At 44.3% G+C, this 25,789-nt stretch carries 25 protein-coding genes; 10 read left to right on the forward strand and 15 right to left on the reverse strand.

Annotated features, from left to right (window positions below; all coding sequences use genetic code 11):
* Positions 1-29: 29 nt before the first annotated feature.
* From AC1DP6_RS03325 to AC1DP6_RS03335, 3 genes are all read left to right on the forward strand, one after another.
* Positions 30-1,055 carry an SPASM domain-containing protein gene (locus tag AC1DP6_RS03325; protein WP_441578129.1) on the forward strand — a complete coding sequence of 342 codons (1,026 nt, stop codon included), beginning with the start codon at positions 30-32 and terminating at the stop codon, positions 1,053-1,055.
* Between the two features lie 112 nt (positions 1,056-1,167).
* Entirely contained in the window at positions 1,168-1,530 is a 363-nt protein-coding gene (locus tag AC1DP6_RS03330) for a BlaI/MecI/CopY family transcriptional regulator (RefSeq protein WP_477053565.1), read from the forward strand.
* A 5-nt stretch (positions 1,531-1,535) separates the two neighbouring features.
* Positions 1,536-3,185: a M56 family metallopeptidase gene (locus AC1DP6_RS03335; protein WP_477053566.1), complete on the forward strand. Its 1,650-nt coding sequence runs from the start codon at positions 1,536-1,538 to the stop codon at positions 3,183-3,185.
* 1 nt (position 3,186) lies between these two features.
* Here the strand turns inward: AC1DP6_RS03335 and AC1DP6_RS03340 are convergent, their stop codons facing one another.
* Genes AC1DP6_RS03340 through AC1DP6_RS03350 form a run of 3 tightly spaced genes read right to left on the reverse strand, consistent with a single transcriptional unit; the run spans position 3,187 to position 4,239 of the window.
* Positions 3,187-3,534, reverse strand: a complete 348-nt coding sequence (locus AC1DP6_RS03340) for a hypothetical protein (RefSeq protein WP_441578132.1) — start codon at positions 3,532-3,534, stop codon at positions 3,187-3,189.
* 20 nt (positions 3,535-3,554) lie between these two features.
* Positions 3,555-4,019, reverse strand: coding sequence for a hypothetical protein (locus tag AC1DP6_RS03345; protein ID WP_477053567.1), 465 nt, complete (start codon positions 4,017-4,019; stop codon positions 3,555-3,557).
* A gap of 25 nt (positions 4,020-4,044) precedes the next feature.
* Positions 4,045-4,239 (reverse strand): YtxH domain-containing protein, encoded by a 195-nt coding sequence (locus AC1DP6_RS03350; RefSeq protein WP_166649869.1) that lies wholly within the window; start codon positions 4,237-4,239, stop codon positions 4,045-4,047.
* A gap of 216 nt (positions 4,240-4,455) precedes the next feature.
* Between AC1DP6_RS03350 and AC1DP6_RS03355 the strand changes: the two genes are divergently transcribed.
* Positions 4,456-5,514 (forward strand): AI-2E family transporter, encoded by a 1,059-nt coding sequence (locus tag AC1DP6_RS03355; RefSeq protein WP_477053568.1) that lies wholly within the window; start codon positions 4,456-4,458, stop codon positions 5,512-5,514.
* On the opposite strand, the gene nadD is transcribed toward AC1DP6_RS03355, so the two are convergent.
* From nadD to paaA, 5 genes are all read right to left on the reverse strand, one after another.
* On the reverse strand, positions 5,511-6,080 hold the full coding sequence (gene nadD / locus AC1DP6_RS03360; RefSeq protein ID WP_477053569.1) for a nicotinate (nicotinamide) nucleotide adenylyltransferase: 570 nt from the start codon (positions 6,078-6,080) through the stop codon (positions 5,511-5,513). The genes AC1DP6_RS03355 and nadD overlap by 4 nt on opposite strands.
* A gap of 82 nt (positions 6,081-6,162) precedes the next feature.
* A complete protein-coding gene (gene paaD, locus AC1DP6_RS03365; RefSeq protein ID WP_477053570.1) occupies positions 6,163-6,654 on the reverse strand; it encodes a 1,2-phenylacetyl-CoA epoxidase subunit PaaD in 492 nt (163 codons plus the stop codon).
* Positions 6,655-6,657: 3 nt separating this feature from the next.
* Complete coding sequence (paaC, locus tag AC1DP6_RS03370; protein WP_477053571.1) at positions 6,658-7,422, reverse strand: 1,2-phenylacetyl-CoA epoxidase subunit PaaC; 765 nt, start codon at positions 7,420-7,422, stop codon at positions 6,658-6,660.
* Positions 7,419-7,787: a 1,2-phenylacetyl-CoA epoxidase subunit B gene (locus AC1DP6_RS03375; protein ID WP_133807807.1), complete on the reverse strand. Its 369-nt coding sequence runs from the start codon at positions 7,785-7,787 to the stop codon at positions 7,419-7,421. Before AC1DP6_RS03375 ends, paaC begins: the two co-directional genes overlap by 4 nt.
* Before the next feature lie 38 nt (positions 7,788-7,825).
* Positions 7,826-8,824 (reverse strand): 1,2-phenylacetyl-CoA epoxidase subunit PaaA, encoded by a 999-nt coding sequence (paaA, locus tag AC1DP6_RS03380; protein WP_441578138.1) that lies wholly within the window; start codon positions 8,822-8,824, stop codon positions 7,826-7,828.
* Between the two features lie 163 nt (positions 8,825-8,987).
* On the opposite strand from paaA, the gene AC1DP6_RS03385 reads away from it, so the two are divergent.
* Both AC1DP6_RS03385 and AC1DP6_RS03390 read left to right on the forward strand, forming a co-directional pair.
* Complete coding sequence (locus AC1DP6_RS03385) at positions 8,988-9,638, forward strand: hypothetical protein (protein ID WP_477053572.1); 651 nt, start codon at positions 8,988-8,990, stop codon at positions 9,636-9,638.
* Positions 9,639-9,705: 67 nt separating this feature from the next.
* Positions 9,706-11,160, forward strand: a complete 1,455-nt coding sequence (locus AC1DP6_RS03390; RefSeq protein ID WP_477053573.1) for a S41 family peptidase — start codon at positions 9,706-9,708, stop codon at positions 11,158-11,160.
* A gap of 73 nt (positions 11,161-11,233) precedes the next feature.
* On the opposite strand, the gene AC1DP6_RS03395 is transcribed toward AC1DP6_RS03390, so the two are convergent.
* The 4 genes from AC1DP6_RS03395 to AC1DP6_RS03410 form a co-directional block, all read right to left on the reverse strand.
* Positions 11,234-12,166 carry a M28 family peptidase gene (locus AC1DP6_RS03395; RefSeq protein WP_477053574.1) on the reverse strand — a complete coding sequence of 311 codons (933 nt, stop codon included), beginning with the start codon at positions 12,164-12,166 and terminating at the stop codon, positions 11,234-11,236.
* 44 nt (positions 12,167-12,210) lie between these two features.
* On the reverse strand, positions 12,211-14,346 hold the full coding sequence (feoB, locus tag AC1DP6_RS03400) for a ferrous iron transport protein B (protein ID WP_477053575.1): 2,136 nt from the start codon (positions 14,344-14,346) through the stop codon (positions 12,211-12,213).
* Positions 14,347-14,521: 175 nt separating this feature from the next.
* Positions 14,522-16,285 carry a PspC domain-containing protein gene (locus AC1DP6_RS03405; protein WP_477053576.1) on the reverse strand — a complete coding sequence of 588 codons (1,764 nt, stop codon included), beginning with the start codon at positions 16,283-16,285 and terminating at the stop codon, positions 14,522-14,524.
* A 34-nt stretch (positions 16,286-16,319) separates the two neighbouring features.
* A complete protein-coding gene (locus AC1DP6_RS03410) occupies positions 16,320-16,658 on the reverse strand; it encodes a PadR family transcriptional regulator (RefSeq protein WP_441578144.1) in 339 nt (112 codons plus the stop codon).
* Positions 16,659-17,034: 376 nt separating this feature from the next.
* Between AC1DP6_RS03410 and AC1DP6_RS03415 the strand changes: the two genes are divergently transcribed.
* The 3 genes from AC1DP6_RS03415 (at position 17,035) to AC1DP6_RS03425 (ending at position 19,956) form a co-directional block, all read left to right on the forward strand.
* The gene (locus tag AC1DP6_RS03415) at positions 17,035-17,328 is read left to right on the forward strand and encodes a hypothetical protein (protein WP_441578145.1); all 294 of its coding nucleotides are present in this window, start codon (positions 17,035-17,037) and stop codon (positions 17,326-17,328) included.
* A gap of 203 nt (positions 17,329-17,531) precedes the next feature.
* Entirely contained in the window at positions 17,532-19,181 is a 1,650-nt protein-coding gene (locus AC1DP6_RS03420) for a SulP family inorganic anion transporter (protein WP_477053577.1), read from the forward strand.
* A 94-nt stretch (positions 19,182-19,275) separates the two neighbouring features.
* Positions 19,276-19,956: a carbonic anhydrase family protein gene (locus AC1DP6_RS03425; RefSeq protein ID WP_477053578.1), complete on the forward strand. Its 681-nt coding sequence runs from the start codon at positions 19,276-19,278 to the stop codon at positions 19,954-19,956.
* A gap of 144 nt (positions 19,957-20,100) precedes the next feature.
* On the opposite strand, the gene AC1DP6_RS03430 is transcribed toward AC1DP6_RS03425, so the two are convergent.
* The 3 genes from AC1DP6_RS03430 to AC1DP6_RS03440 form a co-directional block, all read right to left on the reverse strand.
* Positions 20,101-21,237, reverse strand: coding sequence for a methionine aminotransferase (locus tag AC1DP6_RS03430; protein WP_477053579.1), 1,137 nt, complete (start codon positions 21,235-21,237; stop codon positions 20,101-20,103).
* A gap of 100 nt (positions 21,238-21,337) precedes the next feature.
* Positions 21,338-22,393: a mannose-1-phosphate guanylyltransferase gene (locus AC1DP6_RS03435; RefSeq protein WP_477053580.1), complete on the reverse strand. Its 1,056-nt coding sequence runs from the start codon at positions 22,391-22,393 to the stop codon at positions 21,338-21,340.
* A gap of 38 nt (positions 22,394-22,431) precedes the next feature.
* Positions 22,432-23,406 carry a KpsF/GutQ family sugar-phosphate isomerase gene (locus AC1DP6_RS03440; protein ID WP_477053581.1) on the reverse strand — a complete coding sequence of 325 codons (975 nt, stop codon included), beginning with the start codon at positions 23,404-23,406 and terminating at the stop codon, positions 22,432-22,434.
* Between the two features lie 156 nt (positions 23,407-23,562).
* On the opposite strand from AC1DP6_RS03440, the gene recQ reads away from it, so the two are divergent.
* Positions 23,563-25,764 (forward strand): DNA helicase RecQ, encoded by a 2,202-nt coding sequence (recQ, locus tag AC1DP6_RS03445; RefSeq protein ID WP_441578150.1) that lies wholly within the window; start codon positions 23,563-23,565, stop codon positions 25,762-25,764.
* The last annotated feature ends 25 nt before the right edge of the window (positions 25,765-25,789 follow it).

Below are 25,789 nucleotides of genomic sequence, written 5' to 3' on the forward strand. Positions count from 1 at the left end.
CTACTTTTACAACGGTCAAGTGATTTTTTATGCCCGATTTTAACCTGAAGGATACCCTTAATTTGTTTTCCAAATTCACACTGCGCCGCGGTATTAACGCCGGTAAAGTACTGGGAAGCTATTTTATGAGCAAATGGACTAACAAGCCCGTTCAGTGGGGATATCCTATATCCATCTCTTTTGAACCTACTACTTCCTGCAATCTTCGCTGCCCCGAATGCCCCAGTGGACTCAGAGCGTTTACCCGCCCTACCGGCATGCTGGAACAGGATTTTTTCCGGAAAACAATTGATGAAATTTCCAAAGAGCTGTTGTACCTGATTTTTTATTTTCAGGGAGAACCTTACCTCAACACCGGCTTCCTGGATATGGTAAAATATGCGGCAGACAAAGGCATTTATACCGCTACTTCCACCAATGCCCATTATCTCACAGATGCCAATGCTAAAAAGACTGTAGAAAGCGGCCTGGACAGACTGATCATCTCTATTGACGGTACTACCCAGGACGTATACACGCAGTATCGGGTAGGTGGCCATCTCGATAAGGTGATTCAGGGTGCTAAAAATATTGTGAAGTGGAAAAAAGAACTGAATTCCTCCAAGCCATTTGTATTCTTCCAGTTCCTGGTAGTGAAGCCCAATGAGCACCAGATAGAAGATATTAAACGACTGGCCAAAGAAATAGGCGTAGACCAGGTACGGTTTAAAACCGCCCAGGTATATGATTATGAAGAAGGCAACCGCTTAATTCCTACCATCGATAAATACTCCCGCTACCATCGTAACGAAGACGGCACCTATGCAATTAAAAATAAGTTAAGCAATCACTGCTGGCGCTTATGGCATTCGCCCGTTGTTACCTGGGATGGCCTCGTTGTTCCCTGCTGCTTTGACAAAGATGCACAACACCGGCTGGGGGATCTGAAAAAAGAATCCTTCAAGGAACTATGGCATAATAAAGAGTATATCCGTTTCCGTAGTCAGATTCTCGAAACCCGCAAAAACATAGATATCTGCGCTAATTGTAGTGAAGGCACCAAAGTCTGGGGGTAATTCACTACCATAAAATATTTTTTCTGATTGATATCCAATCAATTACTACGTTTATAGTTTTAATACTACAAAAATAGTTTTTAAACTACAGAAATAGTAATAGATTAGTGTTATGAAAAAACTATCCCGTAAAGAAGAAGAGTTGATGCAGGTAATATGGGACCTTGAAAAAGCTTTTGTAAAAGATGCAATAGAGCACCTCCCCGATCCCAAACCGCATTACAACACCATTGCCACGCTCATGAAGCGCCTGGAAGAAAAAGGGTATCTCGCCCATCATGAATATGGTGGCTCCTACGAGTACTATCCCACCATCGGTAAAGAAAGCTATAAGGATACTTTTATGAAAAAGGTGCTCAACACTTTTTTCGATAACTCCTATCTCAACATGTTGGCTTATTTCGCCAGGGAAGAAAAAATCGGTCCGGACGAAATGAAAGAATTAGTAAAGATGATTGAGAAAGATAAAAAATAACGTGTATGCCTACCCTCTTTTTATATATCCTGCAAGCGTCAGGATCCATGGCCCTTTTCTATCTCCTTTATATTATATGCTTTAAGAAAGAAACCTTTTACCAGTACAACAGGATCCTGTTGCTCAGTGCTTTTGTATGCTCTGCGCTGCTACCACTGTTGCCGGTTCCGGCCCTGCAGTGGAAAACAACGCCGGTAGCAGAAAGTCCTTCTGCAGCGGTTTACTTCAACAATAACGTATACGCAGCTACGCAAATGGGGGAAGTTACCATTGTACAGCACTGGTGGGATCCAATTATACAACATGCTGTTCCTATGCTGTTGTCAGTATATATAGGAGTAGCTATTCTTTTGCTGCTGGTACATGTGCTGCAACTGGTAAAAATCAGTCGCCTCGCTAAAACAGGCGACAGCTATACACAAAACAATATCCGCTATGTACAAATAAGCGGTATTACAGCTCCTTTCTCTTTTCTGCGAACCATCTTTTTTGATCCTAACGCACACGAACCTACGGAGTTACAACATATACTCCGCCACGAGGAAGCACATGTACGGCAATATCATTCTGCAGATATGTTGCTGTCGGCTGTCTACTGCTGCTTATGCTGGATTAATCCTTTTGCCTGGATGTGCAAAAGAGCCCTGCAGCTAAACCTGGAATTCCTCGCAGATGATGCCGCCGTACAGACTTTCAATACTCCTTCCGCCTACCAGTACAGTTTAATAAAGATCAGTACATCGCGCAGTCCCGTTGCTATTGTAAATCACTTCAGTAAATCATTTATTAAAAACAGAATACTTATGATGAACAAAACCCAATCTCCGCGTTTACGCGCCTGGCGGTACCTGATGCTACTGCCCGTGCTTGGCCTCACCGCCGGCCTTTTGTCCGCTACATCTCCCACTACCACCCAGGAATCAGGTGCTCAAAAATACCTGGCCACTGAAAAAGGAGTGTTGTATGGTATGGTAACCCGGCTGACTTCAGATGATGATCTGGCCGACATGAAAAAAGTATTGGCAGAAAAAGGAATCACCATTAACGTACCTGTGCTGAAACGTAATGCAACCGGTGAAATCATCAGCATCCGGTTTGTGGCACAGGATACCAAGCGCAGTACGCTGGGAGAAACACTGGACCAGGGTCCTATTAATCCCTTTTTCTTCTACTTTGGTGAAAAAGAAAGCGGTATTGGAGAAATAGCAGGCAAAAATTTCCCAAGAAGCCTCATCAACCTGGCGTTAACAGAAAGCAATGGTAGTGTGAAAGGAGTAACTTCTGATTCTACTTTCCTGAATCGCTTTCCCGGTGGAAAGGAGGCATATAGAAAAACAATCGCGAAGAACACGCGATATCCAAGAGTTAGTCATGACAACAACAAGGTGGGTACTGTAACTATGCAATACAAAATACAACCCAGCGGAGCTATCACAGATGTAGAAGTATTAACTACCCCTGATGAGGCTTTGGGTGATGAGGTGAAACGCGTTGTTGGCTTACTACCTGCTTTTGCTGCTGATCCTGCAGGTAAAACGGTAACCGTTTCACTTCGCGCCGCATTTATGCTATATGGAGGGACGCCAGAAAGACAGATCAAGGGACCTGACGCTGAAAATGCGGATATAGTAATTGTAGGCTACGGCAAAAAATAACCTATTCTGCCACAGGCTCTTTCTTCTTCTTCCTGGATTTAGTAACCTTATTAAACAGGTTAATACCCAGTTGAACACCAATAAATTCCAATGCTGTCATTAATGCCCCGGTAGCAAAATTCTTTACTTTACCACTTCCCCAGGCCATCTTAGCCACATTCATGGCTATGTTGAGGGCACCGCTATGTCTGGCGCTACCGGGGATTACAGCATTCAGGGCCATCTTTTTATAGTTGTCCTTAAAATAATCTACCCGGTTGCCCATTTCATTTTCGAGTTCCCGGGAGCGCATTTTTAAACGGGCAATTTCCAACTCCAGTGTTTCGAAGCTGTTTATTTTCTTACGCATGTGTAAACGTTTAGCATTGATTATCCCTTTGCGGTGTTTTCGGTTGCTTCATCGTCAGGAACATAGCCCGGATCAACCGGCTGCTGCCCCCTTGTACGTTGATTATGAATATGATTGGACTGTTCATCGTTATCTGTAATCTCATCCACCAACTCTGTTATCAATAGCTTAGCCAGCGGTCTTTGTATCAGCTGCTTACGGAACAACAGGATAATAAGAAATAATAAGACAAATAAGCCTGCCGCGCAGCCAAATCCGATCGTAAAACTACCGGTCATTTCACCGATCCAGAAGCCCACTACCATGCCGAGGAACACAATCACAAAAAAGAACAGCAGGAAAGCCATCGTCAATGAGAAAAACAATCCCAATGCTTTCGATAACTTTCCCGCTGCCTGGAGCTTAATCAGGTCCAGTCTGGTTTCCAGGTATTCCCTGGCTACTTTTCCCGTTTGGTTAAAGTAGTTGCCGAAATTATCTTCCATGCAAATAAATTTATTCAAATGGGGTTTACGCCAACTCGTTCTCTAACTCATCCTGAAATTGATCTTTTTTCTTTCTCCATTTTTCTTTCAGCTTATCAGACTGGTCTCTGAGCTTTTCTACCAGTTCATCTTTTTTATCTGAATTCAGGAAGTAACCTACAGCAACTCCTACGGCTGCACCTACAATAAATGAAACAACGGCTTTGGAACTTGTACTCATAACTAAGGTTTTAAAGATGTTATAAATTAGGTTTTCTTTTCGTACTAGCGATTCAACAAACATTATTCCATAAATGGAAGTTACACAATCTAAAATGTTAAACCTCCGCTTTAAGAACAAGCACTGCGTAATTTTGTTTACTGCTCATAAAAGCATCATAGCCCCCCAACCGGTCTGCTTTTTGACATACCAGATAATTACACGATATTATGTACTATGAGCTATCTTGACAATGACCGTCTTAAACAAATTGGTTTTCTACTCCTGATCCTCTTCCTGGGCATTCTCCTTTTTATGGAGATGTTTACCTTTTTCCCCGGCTTTCTTGGCGCAGTAACCCTGTACGTCATTTGCCGGAAATGGATGTTCAGACTAACAGAGCAAAGAAAATGGAATAAAAGCCTTGCTGCTACACTGATGATGGTGCTCTCCTTTCTCATCATCCTGCTGCCTGTTGGTATGCTGATTAACATGCTCACAGCCAAAATAGCCTATGCAGCCAATCACTCTACAGAGCTGATCAACAGTCTTAAACAAACCAATGCCAGACTGGAAGAGAGTCTGGGCTTCAGCTTAATGACCAATGAGCGGTTGCAGAAACTCCAGGAAAATTTAACAGCAGTGCTGCCGGGCTTCCTGGGCGCCACCTTTAATACCCTTACTGCTATTGCGATGATGTACTTTATTCTCTTTTTTATGCTGGTAAATGGCCGGAAAATGGAAGAGAACCTGTATGAATATATCCCCCTGAAAGATAAAAATGTGGAAAGACTGGGTAAAGAGTTCAACACTTTGGTAATTGCGAACGCCGTAGGCATTCCGCTTATTGCAATCGTACAGGGCATTATTTCCCTCATCGGCTATCTGATTTTTGGAATTCCGCAGCCTTTTTTCTGGTTTGTAGTGACCTGTTTTACGGCCATGTTGCCAGTGATTGGTGCGGCGGCTGTATATGTGCCATTGGGTGTTTATTTGCTGGCGGTAGGCAACACCTGGCAGGGTATTGCGATACTGGTATACGGATTTGGAGTAGTGGGTACTTCCGATAACATTGCCCGTATGCTGTTAGCGAAACGAATTGCTGATGTACACCCGCTGATTACTATTTTCGGTGTAATCATAGGCGTTAGTCTGTTTGGCTTTATCGGCCTGATCTTCGGCCCCTTACTTATCTCAATGTTTATCCTCCTACTGGAAATTTACGGGAATGAGTTTGTGGTAAAAAGAAGAGACCTGGCCGCCCAAAAGAAGGAACCAAAAAATACCGATCATTAACGGTAGTAATTATTCTCATTGATATAATGAATAACATTGTCCGGCACCATGAACCGTACGGACTTCGCTTCCTTTATCCATTTACGTATATCTGTTGCCGAGATATCCAGCATAGGTGCTTCCAGTATTTCTACTTCTGCCCCGAAAGTGTCTGTAATCTCATGTCCGGGCCGGCGATATACGTAGATAGGATAGTTCTTTACAATCTGTTCAAAATTCTTCCAACGGGGTAAATTCTGAAAACTATCACTTCCCATAATGATAGCAAATTCCTGAGTAGGGAATTTTTCCTCCAGGTAAGTCAGGGTATCTACAGTATAAGATGGTCTGGGTAAAGAGAACTCGATATTGCTGGCGCGCAGCCGCACCTCATCTTTGATCGCCAGTTCCACCAGGTGGAAGCGGTCATGCTCATTTAACAGCGCCGACTGGGGTTTCAACGGATTATGCGGAGAAACCACCAGCCATACTTTATCAAGGTCAGTATTGTACGCTACGTAATTGGCAATGATCAAATGCCCCGTGTGTATAGGATTAAAAGACCCAAAATACAAGCCTATTCTCATGTTTCATCGTATAAATTGCCAATGGCGACATCAATAATGCGTGTAAAAATAGGTATTTAAAGCGGGAACATAGAAATAAGGCTTATTCCAGTGGTTTGAACTGCTCAAACACTTGTCCGCAGGCCTTGCAAAAATGGATAGCCCGGCAAAGTGTAGACCCAAAAGGAGAGCGCAGGTAGGTTTGCTGACTGCCGCAATGCGGACAGGGAACCTCCAGCATGAGCTCTGCACTCACTTCTCCGGCCAATACCTGCGGGGGCGCTATACCAAAGTTTTTCAACTTTTCTTTGGCGGCAGGCGTCATCCGGTTGCTTTGCCAATGCACTTGTTTATCTACTTCAACACTTACGGCGATGCCGAGTTCACTTTCGAGTGTTGTTTTTATATTATGTTGAATATAACTCACTGCCGGACAGGCAGCAAAAGTGGGAATCATTTTGATGTGTACGCCGGTACTACCCAGATCCACATCAGTGATCATGCCCAGGTCCATGACACTTAACACCGGTATTTCCGGGTCCATCACATGCTCCAGCGATTCATATACTGCTGCTATTGTTATTTTGGGAGACATTATTTACCAGCTGGCCTCCGCATCCAGGTTAAACACTTCGCTCATTTCTTTCAGCAATGGCTGCAGGTGTTCCGTATGAAAACCTTGCCGGCCACCAAATACGGGTGTAATGTCTTTGATGTCGGGGATATTCAGGGATGCCTTTACCAACACCGGATAAATACGATCCATCCAGCGATGATAGAGTGCTACTTCGCCGGGATATACCTTGTCTGCTATCAGGGCTGCTTCATGTGCCGGTGATACTTCAAACAGGCCGGCCGCCAATGCAATAGCATCATTCAACGATTGCTGCATACGGATATAGCTATCCTCTCCTGCATTGCTCAGCTGCATCAGCCAGGCATTGGCATGCAGTGTATGATATTTCAATTCACCTTTTACTTTTTTGCTGAGTAGCCGGAATGGTTCAAAGCTGCTGTCCTGCAAACTTTCGTATCGTATTGTTTCAGCGTGGTCAAACAGAAAATGACGTATCAGGCTGAAGTCATATTCACCATTCGGCATTTCCACCAGGTGGGCCGACTTAAACTCCTTCTCCGGTCGCAAAAACGCGAACTTGTCGGGATGCTCGCCCCCCAGATCTTCATGAAGTATACGGTACAAAGCCCAGGCATGGCCTATTTTATCCTGCGCCATAGAAGAAAAAGCAATGTCTTCTTCCATCACAGGTCCTAACCCTGTCCATTCAGAATTCCGATGTCCCTGAATCAGTTCATCATCGGCCATTTTTATGATCAGATCCGTTATTGCTGCGTTATTAATCATTTGGATTGTTTGAATTTATTGATCTTCTCCATCACTTTAAATCCGCTGGCATCACGATAAGTTTTCTCCATATTGTTGGCAAACATATCTTCATCTTCCACATCAAATGCAAGTATATCCGCACTTCTTACCACCCAGAGGTTTACACATTTCTTGCGGCGGGCAAATTGTTCTTTGGCGAATACCAGCGCCAGTTGTGGATCCGGAGCATGTACACAACCTACGTGTTCATGGTGTGCCCCCCTTTTTTCCTGGTGAAATACTTCGTATACATTCCAGTTCTCCCCCTCCTCCACTTTCACTACTTCTCCCGCTTCGCCGAGTTTCAGCCTGTTTACGCGGGGATCTAAAGAATCGTTCGACATGAATTATTGAGTGGTTTTTAAAAAGTAAAATAGATGCGCTATGCTACCGGCAAGGCCCTTTTTTCAGTGGGTCTCATTAATGCCTTGCGTACCCAGCGTCCTTGCTCTTCCGCCCATTTACGCACCTGTAAACGCTCTGCATTACATGGTCCGCCACCATTGATGACCCGGAAAAACTCATCCCAGTCCGGATCGGTATATTCCCATTTACCACTTTCCGCATTTTTCTTCAGCGCCGGATCCGGCAATGTCATTCCCAGTTCCCATATTTTAGGAACATAAGACTCCAGGAACTGATTGCGCATATCGTCATTGCTGGCCATTTTCACCTTCCACTGCATCAGTTTTTCACTGTGGCTCGACGTTTTATCGGGAGGACCAAAGAAATGCATAATAGGCTGCCACCAGCGGTTCAGCGCATCTTGCAACATGGCTTTTTGTGCCGGCGTACCAGTAGCCAGTTCAATGAAAGCATCATGGCCTTGTTTCAGGTGGAAGCTTTCTTCATAACAAATGCGTTCCAGCGCCCTGCAATAGGGGCCGTAAGAACCTTTTGCATTGGCTACCTGGTTAACAATAGCAGCTGCGTCTATCAGAAATCCAATCACCGCAACGTCCGCCCACGTCTCAGCCGGGTAATTAAATACGTTAGAATACTTTGATTTTCCGCTAAGGAGATCATTGATCATAGCCTCCCTGGATTTACCCAGTGTTTCAGCGGCATTATAGAGTAATTGTCCATGGCCTATTTCATCCTGGACTTTGGCTATTAACGCCAGTTTACGCTTAAATCCCGGCGCCCTGGTAATCCACGTGCCTTCCGGTAATGCGCCAATAATTTCAGAGTGAGCGTGTTGTTCAATCAGGCGTATCAACTGTCTGCGATACTCCACCGGCATCCAGTCGCCAGGTTCTATCTTTTCGCCTTTGGCAATACGTTCCTCAAATGCAGCGAGCTTTTCAGGCTCATCGTGCTGTTCTTCTTCCCTCAACTGTTTCCTGTTGGGTTCATCGAAAATATATCCACCGCCGTACATAGTGCGATTGTTTTGGTCGGAAGTAATTTACGGAAAAAAGCCCGTTTTTGCCGGAAATCATTGTCAAAAACCACCAGGAGAAATGTTATAGAATCGCCAAATTTTCCCGCAGTGAAACAGATAGCCGGGCATTACAGTAATTTTAGTCCGGTCTATTTTACCAATGCTACCCAACACCGCTATACTGTGCTTGCTGTTACTGCCCCACGGGCACAAACATCCGGGTTCCTCTCCGGAGAAACACCGCCATTATACCGTAATACAGCTGAATTTTGAGGAAAAACAAGACGTCACCTCCCCTGTTTCAGATACCATTTTTTATGCCCCTGATAGAAAACTGCAGTGGGATGATTTCCTGGCTAAACCATCACCTTCCGGACCCAGCGCCGCAGTGGCCTATACCAGCTTTGCCTACGATGGCAATAGTAACCTGGTAAATGATACCCTGCGCATTACCCTGCGCCTGCAGGTGTTTTTCATAAAAAGCGCGTCCTGGGTAAGAGCGGATGCCAAAAGCAGCTACGCACTGGCCCATGAACAACTCCATTTCGACATCACCCGGCTGGTGGTAGAACGGTTCAAACAAAAGCTCCGGCAAACGGCCCTTAACCGCGATGACTATGATAGTATCATACAATATCAGTATCTTCAATCATTCCGGGAAATGAACCGGCTACAATACAAGTTTGACCAGGAAACCAATCACGGCCTGAATCCGGCGGCCCAACTACGCTGGCGGGACAAAGTGAATGTAGGCCTTAGAAATAATGGCGTACTGCCTGAAGAACTGGGTATTGAAAAGATGAGCTTTTAGAACCGAACCGAAATATCTATGCCCTTGCGTTTAGCCATACCGGTTATACTGCACAAAACAGGAATACATGCGATCTAGCCAATTTTACCCAACACTGGCCACAGGCCTTTTTATGCTCTTTCTGCTGTCCGCCTGTAACAAGGACAATAACAGCGGCCGGAACCGGAATCCCGATGACAATAATAACGGTTCGGCGAAAAGTATTAATGACAGCATCTTCTTTATCTCCAAAGACATTTACCTGTGGACGGATGCTTTGCCTGATTCGGGCACTTTCAAACCCAACAGCTACTCAACGCCCAAGGCGATGTTTAAAGCTTTAATGTCCTATAAAAAAGATAATGCCAACAACCTCCTGGACAGATACAGCTTTTTGGATAACGGAGGTACCTCCCGGGTACTCCAGCAAGGAATTGCAGGTGATATAGGCTTTGAAGTAGGCTATCAGACCCAAACTACCTTGTATGTAGTGTATGTATATCCCGGCTCTCCGGCAGACAAAGCCGGCATCAAACGCGGATGGAAACTGACTGCTGTAAATGGTGTTACCAGTTTTAAATATGGCGACGGCACAACGGATGAACTGTTGAATAATGCTTTTGCCAGCGCCAGTGCGACCTTTGGCTTTCTCAAACCAGATAACACGCCGCAGCAAAACACGTTAACCGCGGCCGAATACAAAGTGAACCCTGTTCTTTATTCCCATTTATATGATTTCAATGGTACCAAAATCGGCTATTTCGTTTTCAACAACTTCCTCGCATTGGCAGATGTAAAAACAGCGATCGATACCACCTTTGATTCCTTTGCGAAAGCAGGCGTAAAACAGGTTATTATTGACCTGCGGTACAATGGCGGCGGACTGCTGGAAACAGCCGAATACCTGGCCAACAAACTGGTGCCCGCTGCCAAATCGAATACAGAGATGTATTCCCAATATTTTAATAACAACGTGAATACCAATAACTACAGTAGTTATTTCAGAAACATGAAGGCCCTCCCTTATTATCCTACCCGTAACTGGACAGATATTTTCTATGCGGAAGCCACCACATATAAAACAGCTAAATTCCAAAAAGAAGGCGCACTGGAACTGAATAAGATCAACTTCCTGGTAACAAGAAATACGGTGTCTGCCAGCGAAATGCTGTATAATGTGCTGAAACCAGCCATGACAACCAAACTGGTGGGCGATACGACTTACGGCAAACCTGTTGGATTCATCAGCATCTCCTTTGGTAGCTATGACATGTACGCGGTGAATTTTCAGACTAAAAATGCCGCTGGTGAAGGAGATTATTTCACTGGTTTAAAACCACAGGTTTTGGCAGATGATGACTACACTACTGACTGGGGAAATTTAGCAGATCCTTTGCTGCGGGCTTCACTGGTAGATATGGGCGTACCGGCTGCATCTCTGGGACGTTCCGCCAAAATTATCGGGAACAGATTAGCCCGTACATCGGCTAACAGATTGGATGCCACTCACTTTAAAGGCATGATTCAAACATTCAAAAAATAGGAAACTGTTTGCGGATGCAGCCATTTTATCGCGTAATACTTCTACGGAAAAAATGGCTGCATCCGTAAAACCACTACATTGTTTTTGCCCCACTATATTTATTCTCTGGCATATCACTGTCCATCTTTTTCACTACATCTAAAATTGTCTGCACTGCCCTGTAATAGAAGGAATGATTAATTCGTGTATACTCATCCGATGCATGATGATAATCAGGATGATCTTCTACACCAAAGTACAGGAAGGGGATTTTTTGTTTAAAGAATTCGTACTGATCACTTTGCCGGGTCCAGTCCTCTGCGCCGCTATCCGGCTTATCATGACCGGCAATTAGCTGCACGCCGCTATGAGCAGCTATCTCATCAATATATTTCTTTGTGTCAGGAAATTGAAACGTACCACATACATACAATTCGTTTTTGTCGTTGTGGGCAATCATGTCCATATTAATGTTCTGGCGGATTTGCGTGACTGGTACAGGAGGTTGTGCTACAAAAGCCTTCGCGCCCTGCAGGCCTTCTTCTTCTCCATCCAGTGCAGCAAAGATCAGGGTATAACGGGGAGGATGTTTTTTAAAGTACGCTGCCATCGCCAGCAATCCACCTACACCGGAAGCGTTATCGTCTGCTCCGTTATAGATTGAATCGGTGCTATTGGCATTGGCTTTTATACCCAGATGGTCATAATGTGCAGAGATCACTATTACGGTACTTAACTTACCAGGAATATAGCCGTACAGGTTAGTGCCCATTATCTTCTTATCCCCTTCCTGGAAATAGAATGAATATTCGTAGGTGTCGTGGTAGGCAGCAAGGCCTGATTTCTTAAAGCGGTCGATGATGTAAAACTGTGCCATGCGGCTGCCGCGGGAGCCGGCTTTACGGCCTTCAAATTTATCTGCAGAAAGCGTGCGTATGTCCTTCATCAGTTGTGAAGAGTCTACGGCTGTTTGTGCCATTAGGGGGAGCGCAAATAACAGACAAAAGCTGTAACAGAGTAATTTCATAAACAATGCATTTACGATTAACTATAAATGCAATGTACAAGATATTATTTGAAGATATTAAAGATGATGAAACTGCAAACATAGGCCAGTGCAGTCATGTATACAAGCTGTATCACGGGGTATTTCCACGATTTCGTTTCCCGTTTAACAATCGCCATGGTGCTCATACACTGCATCGCAAATGCATAGAAAAGCATTAACGACAACCCGGAAGCCAGCGTATATACAGGCGCTCCGTCAGGCCAGGTGGCGGAAGACAGCTTCTCGCGCAATGTGGCATTATTATTTTCGGGATCTTCTCCCACACTGTAAAGAGTAGCCATGGTGCCTACAAATACTTCACGGGCGGCGAAAGAGGTGATCAGTGCAATGCCTATTTTCCAATCAAAACCCAGGGGGCGGATGGCCGGTTCAATAGCATGACCCAATACTCCCGCATAAGAGTTAGATAACCTGGCCGATTGGAATTCTTTATTCAATATGGTGGCTTCCTTTGAGTCCGGAGCTACCTTGGATAATAATTGTTCGTATTTCTGGTGTACCGGCTGCATTCTGCTGGCGGGGCCATAAGAGGCCAGGAACCATAAGATCACGGATATGACTACAATCACTTTACCGGCATCTCTAACAAATATTTTTGCTTTTTCTACCATGGTGGTACCAACGTTTGCCCAACGTGGTGAGCGGTACACCGGCAATTCCATGATAAAATAACTTTTCTCCTTAATGCGCACAAACAACTTCATGACAGCAGCAATAAAGATGGCCATGAAGAAGCCCAGCAGATATAATCCCATCATGATAAGGCCTTGTAAGCCGAGAATACCAAACACACGTTTGTCCGGAATAACCAGCGCAATCATCATGGTGTAAATAGGCAACCTGGCAGAGCAACTCATTAATGGTGTCACCATGATGGTGATGAGCCGTTCTTTTTTATTTTCAATGGTACGCGTAGCCATAATTGCCGGCACCGCACAAGCCACACCACTGATCAGCGGCATTACAGACTTACCATTCAATCCTACCTGTCGCATTAAGCGATCGGTTAAAAAGCTGATACGGGCCATGTAGCCGGTATCTTCCAGGATGGTGATCAGCCCAAAGAGGATCATGATCTGGGGGATAAATACGGCAAAACCGCTGATACCCGCCAGTATACCATTTATGAAGAAGTCGGTGACTTTATTATCGGGTAGCGTACTGCTTAACCATCCACTCAGCGCGCCAAAACTGCCTTCAATCCAGTCCATTGGATAAGAAGCCAGCCAGAAAATGCTCTGAAACAGGAGGAACATCACCCCCAGTAAAATGGCGTATCCCCAGAAACGATGCAGCAACAGGTCATCAATTTTTTCTGAACGCAATTGTTTTTGCAGCGGATCATTTTCCACTACCGTTGCCTTCATGATATGCTTGATGCGGGCATATCGTTGCATAATTTCTTCTGCCTGTATCTTGGTTTTATTGAACTGGTATGTTTGCAGTGCATTTTTGATGGCCCGTTTCTCACTACTGTTGATAAATGACAGTTCATCTACGTTCACGGCTATATGTAAAGCGCCGTAATCGCTTTTACAGGCGGGTGCAGCTTTCTTCACTTCTTCAATCACCTCTCTGGCCAGTGCGCTGTTATTGATAAAATCTCTGGGCGGCGTTCTGTATTGTGAACGTATAGCCAGGTCTATTACTTTTTTAATTTCTGTAACGCCTTTATTCTTACGTGGATTAATGGCCACTACAGGTACGCCTAATTCTCTTTCCAGTCCGTCCAGATCTATTTCCACTCCTTTTTTGCGTGCAATGTCCATCATGGTCAGGCCAATGATAACTGGAATCTTAAGATCGATGATCTGGGAGCAAAAGAGGAGATTACGTTTCAGGTTGGAAGCATCCGCCACTATAATAACCAGGCGGGGGGTATCATTGCTGTTCTGATTAATCAGCACATCATAGGTCACATATTCGTCTGCGCTTTTGGGGTACAGGCTATAGGTTCCGGGCAGGTCAATGATATTGGCGGTGACGCCAGGTACTATCTGAGCTGTTCCGGTTTTCTTATCTACCGTTACTCCCGGGAAATTGCCCACCTTCTGGTTTAAGCCGGTGAGCGCATTAAAAAGGGAACTTTTACCACTATTCGGATTTCCTACCAGCGCGATGTTTATGGGAGCCTGCATTCCTTATCTTATCCTATTATTTAATATTATGTGCTGAATAGGCAAAGTTAAACATTAATCATAGGGATGAATGATCCGATCGGGAAAATCTCGGAAAGGGTATGTTAAAAAAAAGTGAAGTGAAAACATGGCGGCGTTTTCACTTCACTTGATTTATAATTGAGCAATGATGCTATTAGCTGTTGTATTTATTCACCATCAGAAAGGCCAGGAAAGAAACGCTTCCGTCTAATGCCGGGGTCTTTTTGACTGCTTTGACTGCATTTTGAGCAGATGGGCCTTTGTAACGATATCCTTCTCCTGTGGAGTCATTGTGCTCTTTTTGAGGGGCTGGCTTAGGTTCGTTGAGGTCATTCGTACCATCTGGTGTCATTTTCAGATTAAGCGGACCTTCACCGTCATTATTATAGTCATCGTTATCCCAGTTATCATCATCAGAGCTATACCGGCTGAAGGAATAGTTGCGATATACTTCGCGATCTATTTCTATGTTCTTGCCTACCGGTACTCTGATGGTTACCGTAACACGCTGGCCGCGGTATTTAGAATGCGGAGACAGGGAGAATCCTTCCGGCAGGTACAGGATAGAGTCGTTCTGATTCAAACGGAATGCGATATCATGTGCCAGTTCTTTGGCCTGTTGTACGTTGCGGCCTCTTGAAAAGCGGGACACTTCTACGCCAAAGCTGTCGTTCGGGCTTTTTTCCACTCTTATTCGGATGTAGTTAATGAGCACAGTATCATCGGCTACCAGCAAATGGTCATCGAAGAAACCGAAATGCATATCATCATCTCCTTCCGTCAGGATACCACCGGGTGCCTTTTTCAGGATCAGTTTACCCTTAGATGGCTGTTGAATGGCTATTGTTTCCGTTTCTGTAGCGGGTCTTCTGAAGTCTTTCACTACTGAGGATACCACTATGGCTGCAAAAGCCAGTCCGAGCAACCAAAGGAACATCAAAGTGTAGCCGGCATAACGGTTTGTTTCTCTTACACCTGTGAGTTTACGGATAATAAATATAACCAGTGCCACAATCGGAATACCAATCAGTAAGCCGATGGCTGGCCATATGAAGAAGTTCTGAGCACCACTGAGGAAAAGATCTTTCAAGGGGAAAAGGGCCGCGGAAGATACTGCCATAGCTATTCCTACCACGATGAGGCAGATCAGCATTACTACAGCAAAGAAATAAAAGAACCCCTTGGTAACGGCTACCAACACTTTACCTAATCCACTTGCCAGGTTCACAAAAAAGCGTTCAATATCACTACCTACTTGCTTGCCGCGGCCCTGCGAAAAATTTCGGATATCTTCTCCTACATTTTTCACCTGGCCTTTCATATGATTTAACTCATCCTGGATGGTAGATCTGATATTATTCAGATCTACTCTTTCGCCTCTCATCTCCAGCTTCTCCGCTGCGGTATCAGCAGACGGAGTAGCTATCCAGAGAATGAAGTATACGAGGATACCGGTACCAAAACCACCGATGGCCAGCAGGGCGAAGATGATGCGGAAGATCACCGGATCAATATTAAAATAAGCACCCAAACCGCTACATACACCACTCAGTACTTTGTTTTCCGGATCGCGGTACAGACGCTTGCGGGGACGAGGTATATATCCTGCGTCTGAAGCGTCATCTCTTTGTTGTTGTTTAGTTCCTTCTCCGGAAGCATCATCAAATTGCTCTGGTGTGCCCATGGAAGCTTTTACCGCGGTTACGTCTGCGTCTGTAATGCAATGTGCGCCTTTCTTCAGTATATCATGGAAAACTTCGGCAATACGGCTTTCAATGTCAGACACAATTTCATCACCACCTTCCTCTTTCGAAAAATATTTCTTCAGGCTACCCAGATACTGGCTAAGTATCTCGTACGCACTATCCTCGATGGGGATAAGTCGGCCCGACAGGTTTATATTGATTATCTTTTTCATTACTAGTTCATTTAGGTTTTAGGTAAGTCTTCTCTTACAGAGGGGTACTGCTTTGTGTTAGTTGATGCACTGCATTAGCCAGTTCGTTCCAGGTGCTTTCCAGTTCCTGATAAAAGGCCTCCCCTTTATCTGTCATGGAAAAATATTTTCTTGGAGGACCTGAACTGCTTTCTACCCAGCGATACGTGAGTAGCTCTGCATTTTTCAATCTTGTTAATAAAGGATAAAGGGTGCCCTCCAGGATATCCAGCTTCGCTTCTTTCATCTTTTCGATGATATCTGACGGGTAAGCTTCCCCTTGCTTAATGATGGACAATATGCAAAACTCCAGCACTCCCTTCCTCATCTGCGATTGTGTGTTATCAATGTTCATGGCAAGTGAGCTTTAGTTTTTTTTCTTAATGGTGGTTTCTGATCAGTTATAGTTGTAATAGCTATTATTTCAATTGTACGATACAAAAGTAGGGAATATTTACTACTATGCAATGCCGAATACCATAGAAAGCAAAATAACTTGTTTAGAAGGTTACCCGAAAAAGGAGTAAAAAGCAATACAGCTAAGCATCTTCCTAAAAAAACAATAATAGAGCCGATAGCGACAAAAGTGATGAACGGCATTTAATAGGGATAAATGGAAATTTGGTTGAAATAAGCGTTTTTAGTGTTAAATTGCTTTAACATTTTTTTAATGGCTACAAATCGCAATTTGTGCTTTCCCTCAATTACATTTGTACAAGCGTAAAATACACATGAAGAAAATTATCGGCATATTCCTTTTGGCACTAATGGTGTCTCAATTACTTCCAATCAAGGAAGTAGGGAAACTGCTGTTTAATAATCAGATTGTGGAAGAGCATCCTGTTGATTGTGGTGGAGATCATATCAAAATTGCCAAGGAACTGAAATTCTGCAAGCAGTTTGATGAAGTTCAATTTAACCCACTGCTCATTATTGGTATTCTACAATATCATTTAATGGAAGATATTCCAAGCAACCCTGCTCAGGAAATACACGCCCCCCCTCCCAATATGCATATCGCATAATTCGCAAAGCAGTTGTAATCACAACCGCTGATTTTTCTATTCTTTTTATTTATTCATTCAATTACTACCTGGAATTCGTGTATCCGTTATCGTGATACGTGTATCGAGTCCCCAACGGTAGTGTTATTCTATCTGATTGTTTCCACGGTTGCGGCAAATGCTGCTATCCGGAAATGCGATCCCTTAACGGAAAAGCTTATTTTATGAACAAGCAAACATCATTATTCTCTAATATAAAAGGCGACTTCTCTGCCGGCCTTGTTGTTTTCCTCATTGCGGTGCCACTGTGCCTTGGCATAGCACTGGCCTCTGGAGCACCCCTGTTTGCCGGTATGATTTCCGGTATCGTGGGTGGCCTGGTCATCGGCTTCCTGAGCGGCTCGCAATTGAGTGTAAGCGGCCCTGCGGCCGGTCTTACTGCAGTAGTACTGGTAGCAATTACCAAGTTAGGCGCGTTCGACGTATTCCTGCTCGCTGTGGTTATTGCCGGAGTGCTTCAACTGATACTGGGTCTGATAAAAGCCGGTACAGTAGCCAACTACTTCCCTTCCAATGTTATCACAGGGATGCTTACGGCCATTGGTATTATTATTATACTGAAACAATTGCCCCATGCTTTTGGCTATGATGCCAACACAGAAGGTGACTTTACCTTTTTCCAGGTAGATGGCGACAATACTTTCAGTGCCCTGCTTTCTGCTGTTAATCATATCAGCATTGGTGCAACACTGATTACCATTATATCCATTTTCATTATTCTGTACTGGAGCAAGATCCCGAAACTCAATGTAGTGCCAGCGCCGCTGGTAGCAGTAATTACCGGCATTTTGCTGAATATAGCATTTTCCGGCAGCGAGCTGCTGGCACTGGGATCTAATCACCTGGTATCCCTACCGGTACCTGCCAGCYTTGGTGATTTCGTAAACCAGTTCACCTTCCCCAACTTCAACGCTATCACTAATAAAGAAGTGTGGATTATCGGGGTAACCATTGCGATTGTAGCCTCTGTAGAAACATTACTGAATGTGGAAGCAACCGATAAACTGGATCCAATGAAACGCTACACCTCTCCTAACCGTGAGCTGAAAGCCCAGGGTATTGGTAATATCGTGAGCGGTTTAATTGGTGGCTTGCCTATCACTTCTGTGATCGTTCGCTCCAGCGCCAACATCAACGCTGGTGGTAAAACAAAAATGTCTACCATGATACATGGTGCATTACTCTTGATTTGTGCTGCGCTGATTCCCGTAGTATTAAATAAAATTCCGCTGGCTACACTCGCCGCAGTATTGCTCGTAACCGGGTATAAATTGTGCAAGATCTCCATCTTTAAAGAGATGTTTAAAAACGGTAAATACCAGTGGGTGCCATTTGCGGTTACTGTTGTGGCGATTGTGTTTACTGATCTGCTGATCGGTATTGCACTCGGTATGGTTGTAAGCGTACTGGCCATTTTACGTGGTAATATGAAAAGCTCCTATTATTTCCGCAAGGAAAAATACCATAGCGGCGACAGCATCCGTCTGGAACTGGCCCAGGAAGTTTCTTTCCTGAATAAAGCCAGCATCCTGCTCACCCTGGATCATATGCCCGATAATATCACGCTGGTTATAGATGCACACAAAACAGCGTATATAGATTTTGATGTACTGCAAACCATTCGCGAATTCAAAGACATCAAAGCACCACAAAAAAATATCAAAGTAATCCTGACGGGGTTTAAAACGGTGTATAATATTCAAAATACACCCGATCTCACAGCCGAAGAGCAATCCAGGCTGACGTCTCCTCAGGTACACACGATTTCTTCCGGTAACCATAAAGAGTTGCTGAAAGAATTGCAGTTAAACTAATATCCGGGGCATACGCCTCCGCGCCGATTCAAATGTAAACGGAACACCATGCTTTTATCCGTTCATGTTTTTTCAATTTTAAAAAATGACAATCATGAAAACACTCAATAAAATATCTCAATCCAATATAACACCTAAAAAGGCTTTAGAATTACTGAAAGCCGGCAACAGCCGGTTTGTAGATAACCTTCGCCTGAACCGTAACCTGCTGCAGATGGTGAATGATACCTCTGACGGACAGTGGCCCATGGCGGCTATTGTAAGCTGCATGGACTCCCGTACTTCCGCAGAACTGGTTTTTGACCAGGGACTGGGCGATATCTTCAGCATTCGTTTAGCCGGTGGCGTTATTTCAGATAACGTACTCGGTAGCCTCGAATATGCCTGCAAAGTAGCCGGTTCAAAATTCATAGTGGTATTAGGCCATACCAAATGTGGCGCCATTAAAGGAGCCTGCGATGCTATAGAAATGGGCAACCTCACCGGATTACTGAATAAAATAGCACCCGCCGTTTTTGCAGAAAAAACAGTAAAAAACGACCGTAATTCACATAACAGTAAGTTTGTGGAGGCGGTAAACAATATACACGTAGAACGTTCTGTACAGGCCATTATGGAACAAAGCAATATTCTGCGTGAAATGATCCAGAAAGGAGAAGTTGGCATCATCGGGGCAGTGTATGATGTAGAAACTGGTATCGTGAGCTTCAAGGAGAACACGCTTATCCTGGAAAACARCAGACCCGCTGAACCAGCAGCAGCCGTGGCCGTTTAATAAAACGCCTTTTATTGCCGGGAATAAATTTGCTTTTTCATAAAAAAGAGGGAGGCATTAATAACCCGTTTGATCAATTTATTTAAAGGCAATTGATCAAACAGTTATTAACAGCCTCCTTTTTTTATTTGCAGCCCCGGGGCTTTATATGTGCAGGAGTTTTGCAGCAGCCTGTTCAAGTGTGGCCTGCTTTTTAGCAAAACAAAAACGGATCACATGATCATCTTTTCCGTCCTGGTAAAATGCTGATACCGGGATCACCGCTACACCAAATTCTTTGGTCATGCGGATCGCAAAATCTTTATCTCCTTCTTCCGAAATCCGGTCGTACTTCATCAGCTGGAAATAGCTTCCCTCGCTGGATAGCGGAGTAAACCGGGTATCTTTCATCAGTTGTAGAAAATAATCTCTTTTTTGCTGGTAAAACGCCGGCAGCTCCAGGTAGTGCGAAGGTGTTTCCAGGAATTTGGCCAGGCCATATTGCATGGGGGTATTTACAGAGAAGCAGAGATATTGATGCACTTTTCTATACTCTTTCATCAGGTGCTCCGGTGCCACACAGTAGCCCATTTTCCAGCCGGTATTATGAAATACTTTGCCAAAGGAAAAAGTAACAAAACTGTTGCGGTAAATAGCCGGGTAACGCAAAATGCTATGATGGGTGGCACCGTCAAATATCAGGTGTTCATATACTTCATCAGATAATACCAGTAGGTTAAATTCTGCCACCAGCTTTTCCAGCTCCTGTATATCGTTTTCCTGTAAAATACTTCCGGTAGGATTATGCGGGGTGTTCAGCATAATCATTTTTGTGCTGGGAGTTATCTTGCTGCGTACTTCCGCCCAGTTAATACGGTAATCAGGAAATGAAAGCGATATCAGGATAGGTATGCCCCCGTTTACCAATACGYTGGGAATATAGCTGTCGTATGCAGGTTCAAAAATGATCACTTCATCACCGGGATGAATACACGTAGCAATAGCGGTGAAGATGGCGTAAGTACCTCCCGGGGTAATGGTGATTTCCGTATCCGGGTTAACGGATTGCTGGTAAAGGTGACTGATTTTTTCTGCGATGGCGGATCTGAGTGGCATCAGTCCCGGCATGGGGGCATACTGGTTATGGCCTTGTTGCATGGCTTCATTCACCATCGCTTTCAGCTCATCGCTGCAATCGTAATCCGGAAATCCCTGGGAGAGGTTAATGGCTTTGTGGGTGGCCGCCAATGCGGACATGACGGTAAATATAGTAGTGCCTACATTGGGCAGTTTAGAGACCATTTATATTTTTTTTGATATTGAAATTTAGGCATTTAGTAGCAAAGCAAGTTGCTTTCAGCAGCTAAATATCTAAATTTCAATATCAAAAAAATGAAAAACTTTAGAGGAATTTTTCGCCTTTATTGCGTTTTATTTCTCCTACATATTCTTTGATCTGTTGTTCATTTTCTTTTTTACAGATGAGTAATACATCGTTAGTATCTATTACGATGAACTCATCCAGTCCCTGCAGCAGTACCAGTTTATCGTTGGGTACTTTTACCATACACTTGGTAGCATCTATTACCACTACGTTTTTGCCCTGAACCGCGTTGCCCAGATAATCTTTTTCCAGGTTTTCGTAAGCGGAAGCCCAGGTACCGAGGTCGCTCCATCCGAAGTTGGAGGGGATGACATAAACGTTACTGGCTTTTTCCATGATACCATAGTCGATAGAGATGTTGGTACACTGTGGGTATACCTTTTCCATCACTTCTTTCTCCTGTGGGGTATTGAGTGCTGGTGTAGCCTGTTCAAACAGTTCATCTATTTCTGGCAGGTATTGTTTAAATGCTGCCAGGATCGTTTTCACATTCCATACAAAGATGCCGGCATTCCAGAGGAAATCGCCACTCTGGAGGAAGGTTTTAGCCAGTTCCAGGTTAGGTTTTTCTGTGAATGTTTTTACCTGGTATACATTGTCGGACACCTGTTGAGGTTCAAACTGAATGTAGCCATAGCCGGTATCGGGTCTGGTGGGTTTAATACCCAATGTTAGCAGGGCACTGTTTTTTTGTACAAACAGCAGTGCGTTGAGGCATGCGTTGGTAAAAGCAGGTCCATCCATGATCAGGTGATCTGCCGGGGCACAAATGATATTGGCCAGCGGGTCCTGTTTATGGATTTTATGGGAGATATAAGCAACGCATGGAGCTGTATTTTTGCGGGAAGGTTCACTCACAATATTGGCAGCAGGCAATTCAGGTAACTGATCGCTCACCTTGCTGTTATACTGGTGATGGGTAACCACAAAAATATTTTCCTTTGGGATGAACTGCGCGAAGCGTTCATAAGTCCATTGGAGCAGGGTTTTCCCTGTGTTCAGGATGTCCAGGAACTGCTTGGGATTGTCTGTGCGGCTGTGGGGCCAGAAGCGGCTGCCTATACCCMCTGCCATTATTGCCACATAAAAATGGCTGTTCAGCTGTGTCATTTCTAAATAATTCCTTCTCTGATTAAATCATGTAAGTGAATAATACCTTGATATCGCTCTCCGTCCATTACCAGCAGTTGGGTTATATCGTGCTGACGCATCATTTCAAGTGCGTTGATAGCCAGCTGATCCTGCTGAATCATTTTTGGGTGCAGCGACATTATATCTTTGGCCGTTACAGCTGCTGTAGGAACATCTTTCTCCAGCATTCTGCGCAGGTCACCATCTGTAATAATGCCTTTTAATAATCCTTTTTCATCCACCACTGCGGTTACCCCCAGCATTTTGGAGGATATTTCCACAATTACTTCTCTTAAGGAGCTGTTTAGCAGTACCTGTGGGGATTGATGTTGTTTGCTGAGATCCCCTACTTTAAGATACAACTTCTTTCCCAGGGCCCCACCGGGATGGAATTTTGCAAAGTCAGCAGCCGTAAATCCGTGCCATTCTATCAGGCATACCGCCAGTGCGTCTCCCATTGCCAACTGTGCAGTGGTGCTGGTGGTGGGTGCGAGGTTATTAGGGCAGGCTTCCTGACTAACAGTGGTGTTGAGTACAAAATCGGCTTCCTGGGCTAAAAACGAGCTTGTATTCCCCACCATGGCGACGAGTATGTTGCCAAAATTCTTCACAAGGGGAACCAGTACCTTTATTTCAGCAGAAGTACCGCTTTTTGAGATACACATTACGATATCTTCCTCTCTGATCATCCCCAGATCTCCATGAATCGCATCCGCTGCGTGCATGAAAAGTGCGGGGGTGCCGGTAGAATTAAATGTGGCCACTATTTTTTGGGCAATAATGGCACTTTTACCGATGCCGGTTACTACCAGCCGTCCTTCACATTGCGCGATCTTTTCAACAACTTTCTCAAAATCTGCATCTATAAACTGTTGCAAATCATTAATAGCTGATGCCTCCATGGCAATTGTGCGTTTGGCTACGTCTCCTATATTGATAGTTTGATTCCTTTTCATGACGAATTACAAATTTATCATTTTTTAGTCAGCACTGGTGCTGTTATGTAATTTATATTGATACTCCGCGCTTTTTTAAGTAACTTCGTGTCCCCTAAAAAACATATAAAATTATTTCGTCATTTGTTGGTTCTTTAGAGTTAAAATTTGAATGCAATGGCTGTTGTTAAGGAACGTTTGATGGATGCATTACGCGAACACTTCGGGTTCGATTCCTTTAAAGGAAATCAGGAAAAAATTATAAATAGCATCCTCTCAGGCAAAGATACTTTTGTTATAATGCCAACTGGTGGAGGTAAATCACTATGCTACCAACTACCGGCGTTAATGAGTCCAGGTTGTGCGCTGATTGTGTCACCACTTATTGCCCTGATGAAAAATCAGGTAGATCTGGTAAGAGGCTACAGCAGTAAAGACAATGTGGCCCACTTTTTAAACTCCACCTTATCCAAGGCGCAGATAAAAAAAGTGCGGGCAGATCTGACAGCGGGCAAAACCAAGCTGTTATATGTGGCACCCGAAACGCTCACTAAACAGGAAAACCTGGATTTCTTCAAGGAACTGGAGATTTCCTTTATTGCCGTAGATGAGGCACACTGTATTTCTGAATGGGGACACGATTTCAGACCGGAATACCGCCGTTTGAAGGAAATGATAGACCAGATCAGCGATAACCTGCCTATCATCGCGCTTACCGCTACTGCTACCCCTAAGGTACAGAGCGATATTGTAAAGAACCTGGCCCTGAATAAAGCCAGCATCTTTATTTCTTCCTTTAACCGTCCAAACCTGTATTATGAAATCAGGACCAAACGTAAAAAGGAGCAAACCAATAAGGATATCGTTAAGTTTATTCACTCACATAAAGGTAAAAGCGGTATTATCTACACGCTCAACCGTAAAACCACAGAAGAACTGGCAGATATGCTGGTCGCCAACGGCATAAAAGCAGTGGCGTATCATGCAGGCCTGGACCCTACTACCAGGGCCCAGCGTCAGGACATGTTCCTCCATGAAGATACAGAAGTGATTGTAGCCACCATCGCCTTTGGTATGGGGATAGACAAGCCGGATGTACGCTTCGTAATCCACTACAATATTCCAAAGAGCCTGGAAAACTATTACCAGGAAACCGGCCGCGCCGGCAGAGACGGACTGGAAGGTATCTGTATCTGCTATTACTCCCACAAGGATGTGCAGAAACTGGAACACCTGATGCGGGATAAATCGCTCAGCGAACGTGAAATGGGCGCACAACTCATCAACGAAACCGTAGCCTATGCTGAAAGCGCGGTATGCCGCCGCCGGGTGATTCTCCACTACTTCGGAGAACACTTCGAAACGGAAAACTGCGGTCAATGCGATAACTGCCGCAATCCCAAAGAAAAAATAGAAGTGAAAAACCGGGTAGTGATCATGCTGAAAGCCATTCGCGCGCTCGAAGAACGTTTCGGCAGCGAATACGTGATCAACATCATCACCGGCAAAACAAGCCCTCAGATCAACACCTACCGCCACGATCAGCTGGAAGTGTTTGGAGAAGGCAAAGAAGATGATGCACATTTCTGGAATTCCCTGATGCGTCAGATGATGCTGGAGGGACTGATAGAAAAAGATATAGAAGAATATGGCCTGCTGAAAGTCACTGACAAAGGCACCCAATTCCTCAAAAAACCATATTCCATTATGGTGGCCCTGAATCATCAATTTGATGCAGACGCCATGGATGATGAAGATGAAGCAGCAGCAGAAGCACAGGCCTCCGCAGATCCTGCATTAGTTGAAATGCTGAAAGAACTGCGTAAAAAAGTGGCGAAAGAAAAGAACCTCCCTCCTTTCGTTATCTTCCTGGAAACTTCCCTGGAAGACATGGCCACCCAATACCCTACCACCGTTCAGGAACTGGAAAAGATCCAGGGCGTAAGTAAAGGTAAAGCGGTTCGTTATGGTAAGCAGTTTGTGGATGTCATCACCAGGTATGTAGAAGAAAACAACATCACCAAACCGGACGACTTTGTCATGAAAAGCGTGGTGAACAAAAGCGGTATGAAAGTATTTATTATCCAGAACATCGATAAGAAAATACCGCTGGAAACCATCGCCAAAAATAAAGAACTCTCCCTTTCACAATTACTCGATGAAATGGAAACCATTGTTGCCAGTGGTACCAAATTAAACATCGACTATTGCCTGGATGAAGAGCTGGATGACTATGCCCAGGATGAAATCATGGAGTACTTCAAAGGTTGTGAAACCTCCAGCCTGGCATTGGCAAGAGAAGAGCTGATTGAAAACGATTATACGCTGGAACAGCTGAAACTGATGCGTATTAAATTCCTGGTAGTATACGGCAACTAAGCCGTTTTTTATCAGTATCAAAGCA

The organism is Chitinophaga sp. 01L420 (assembly GCF_056399985.1).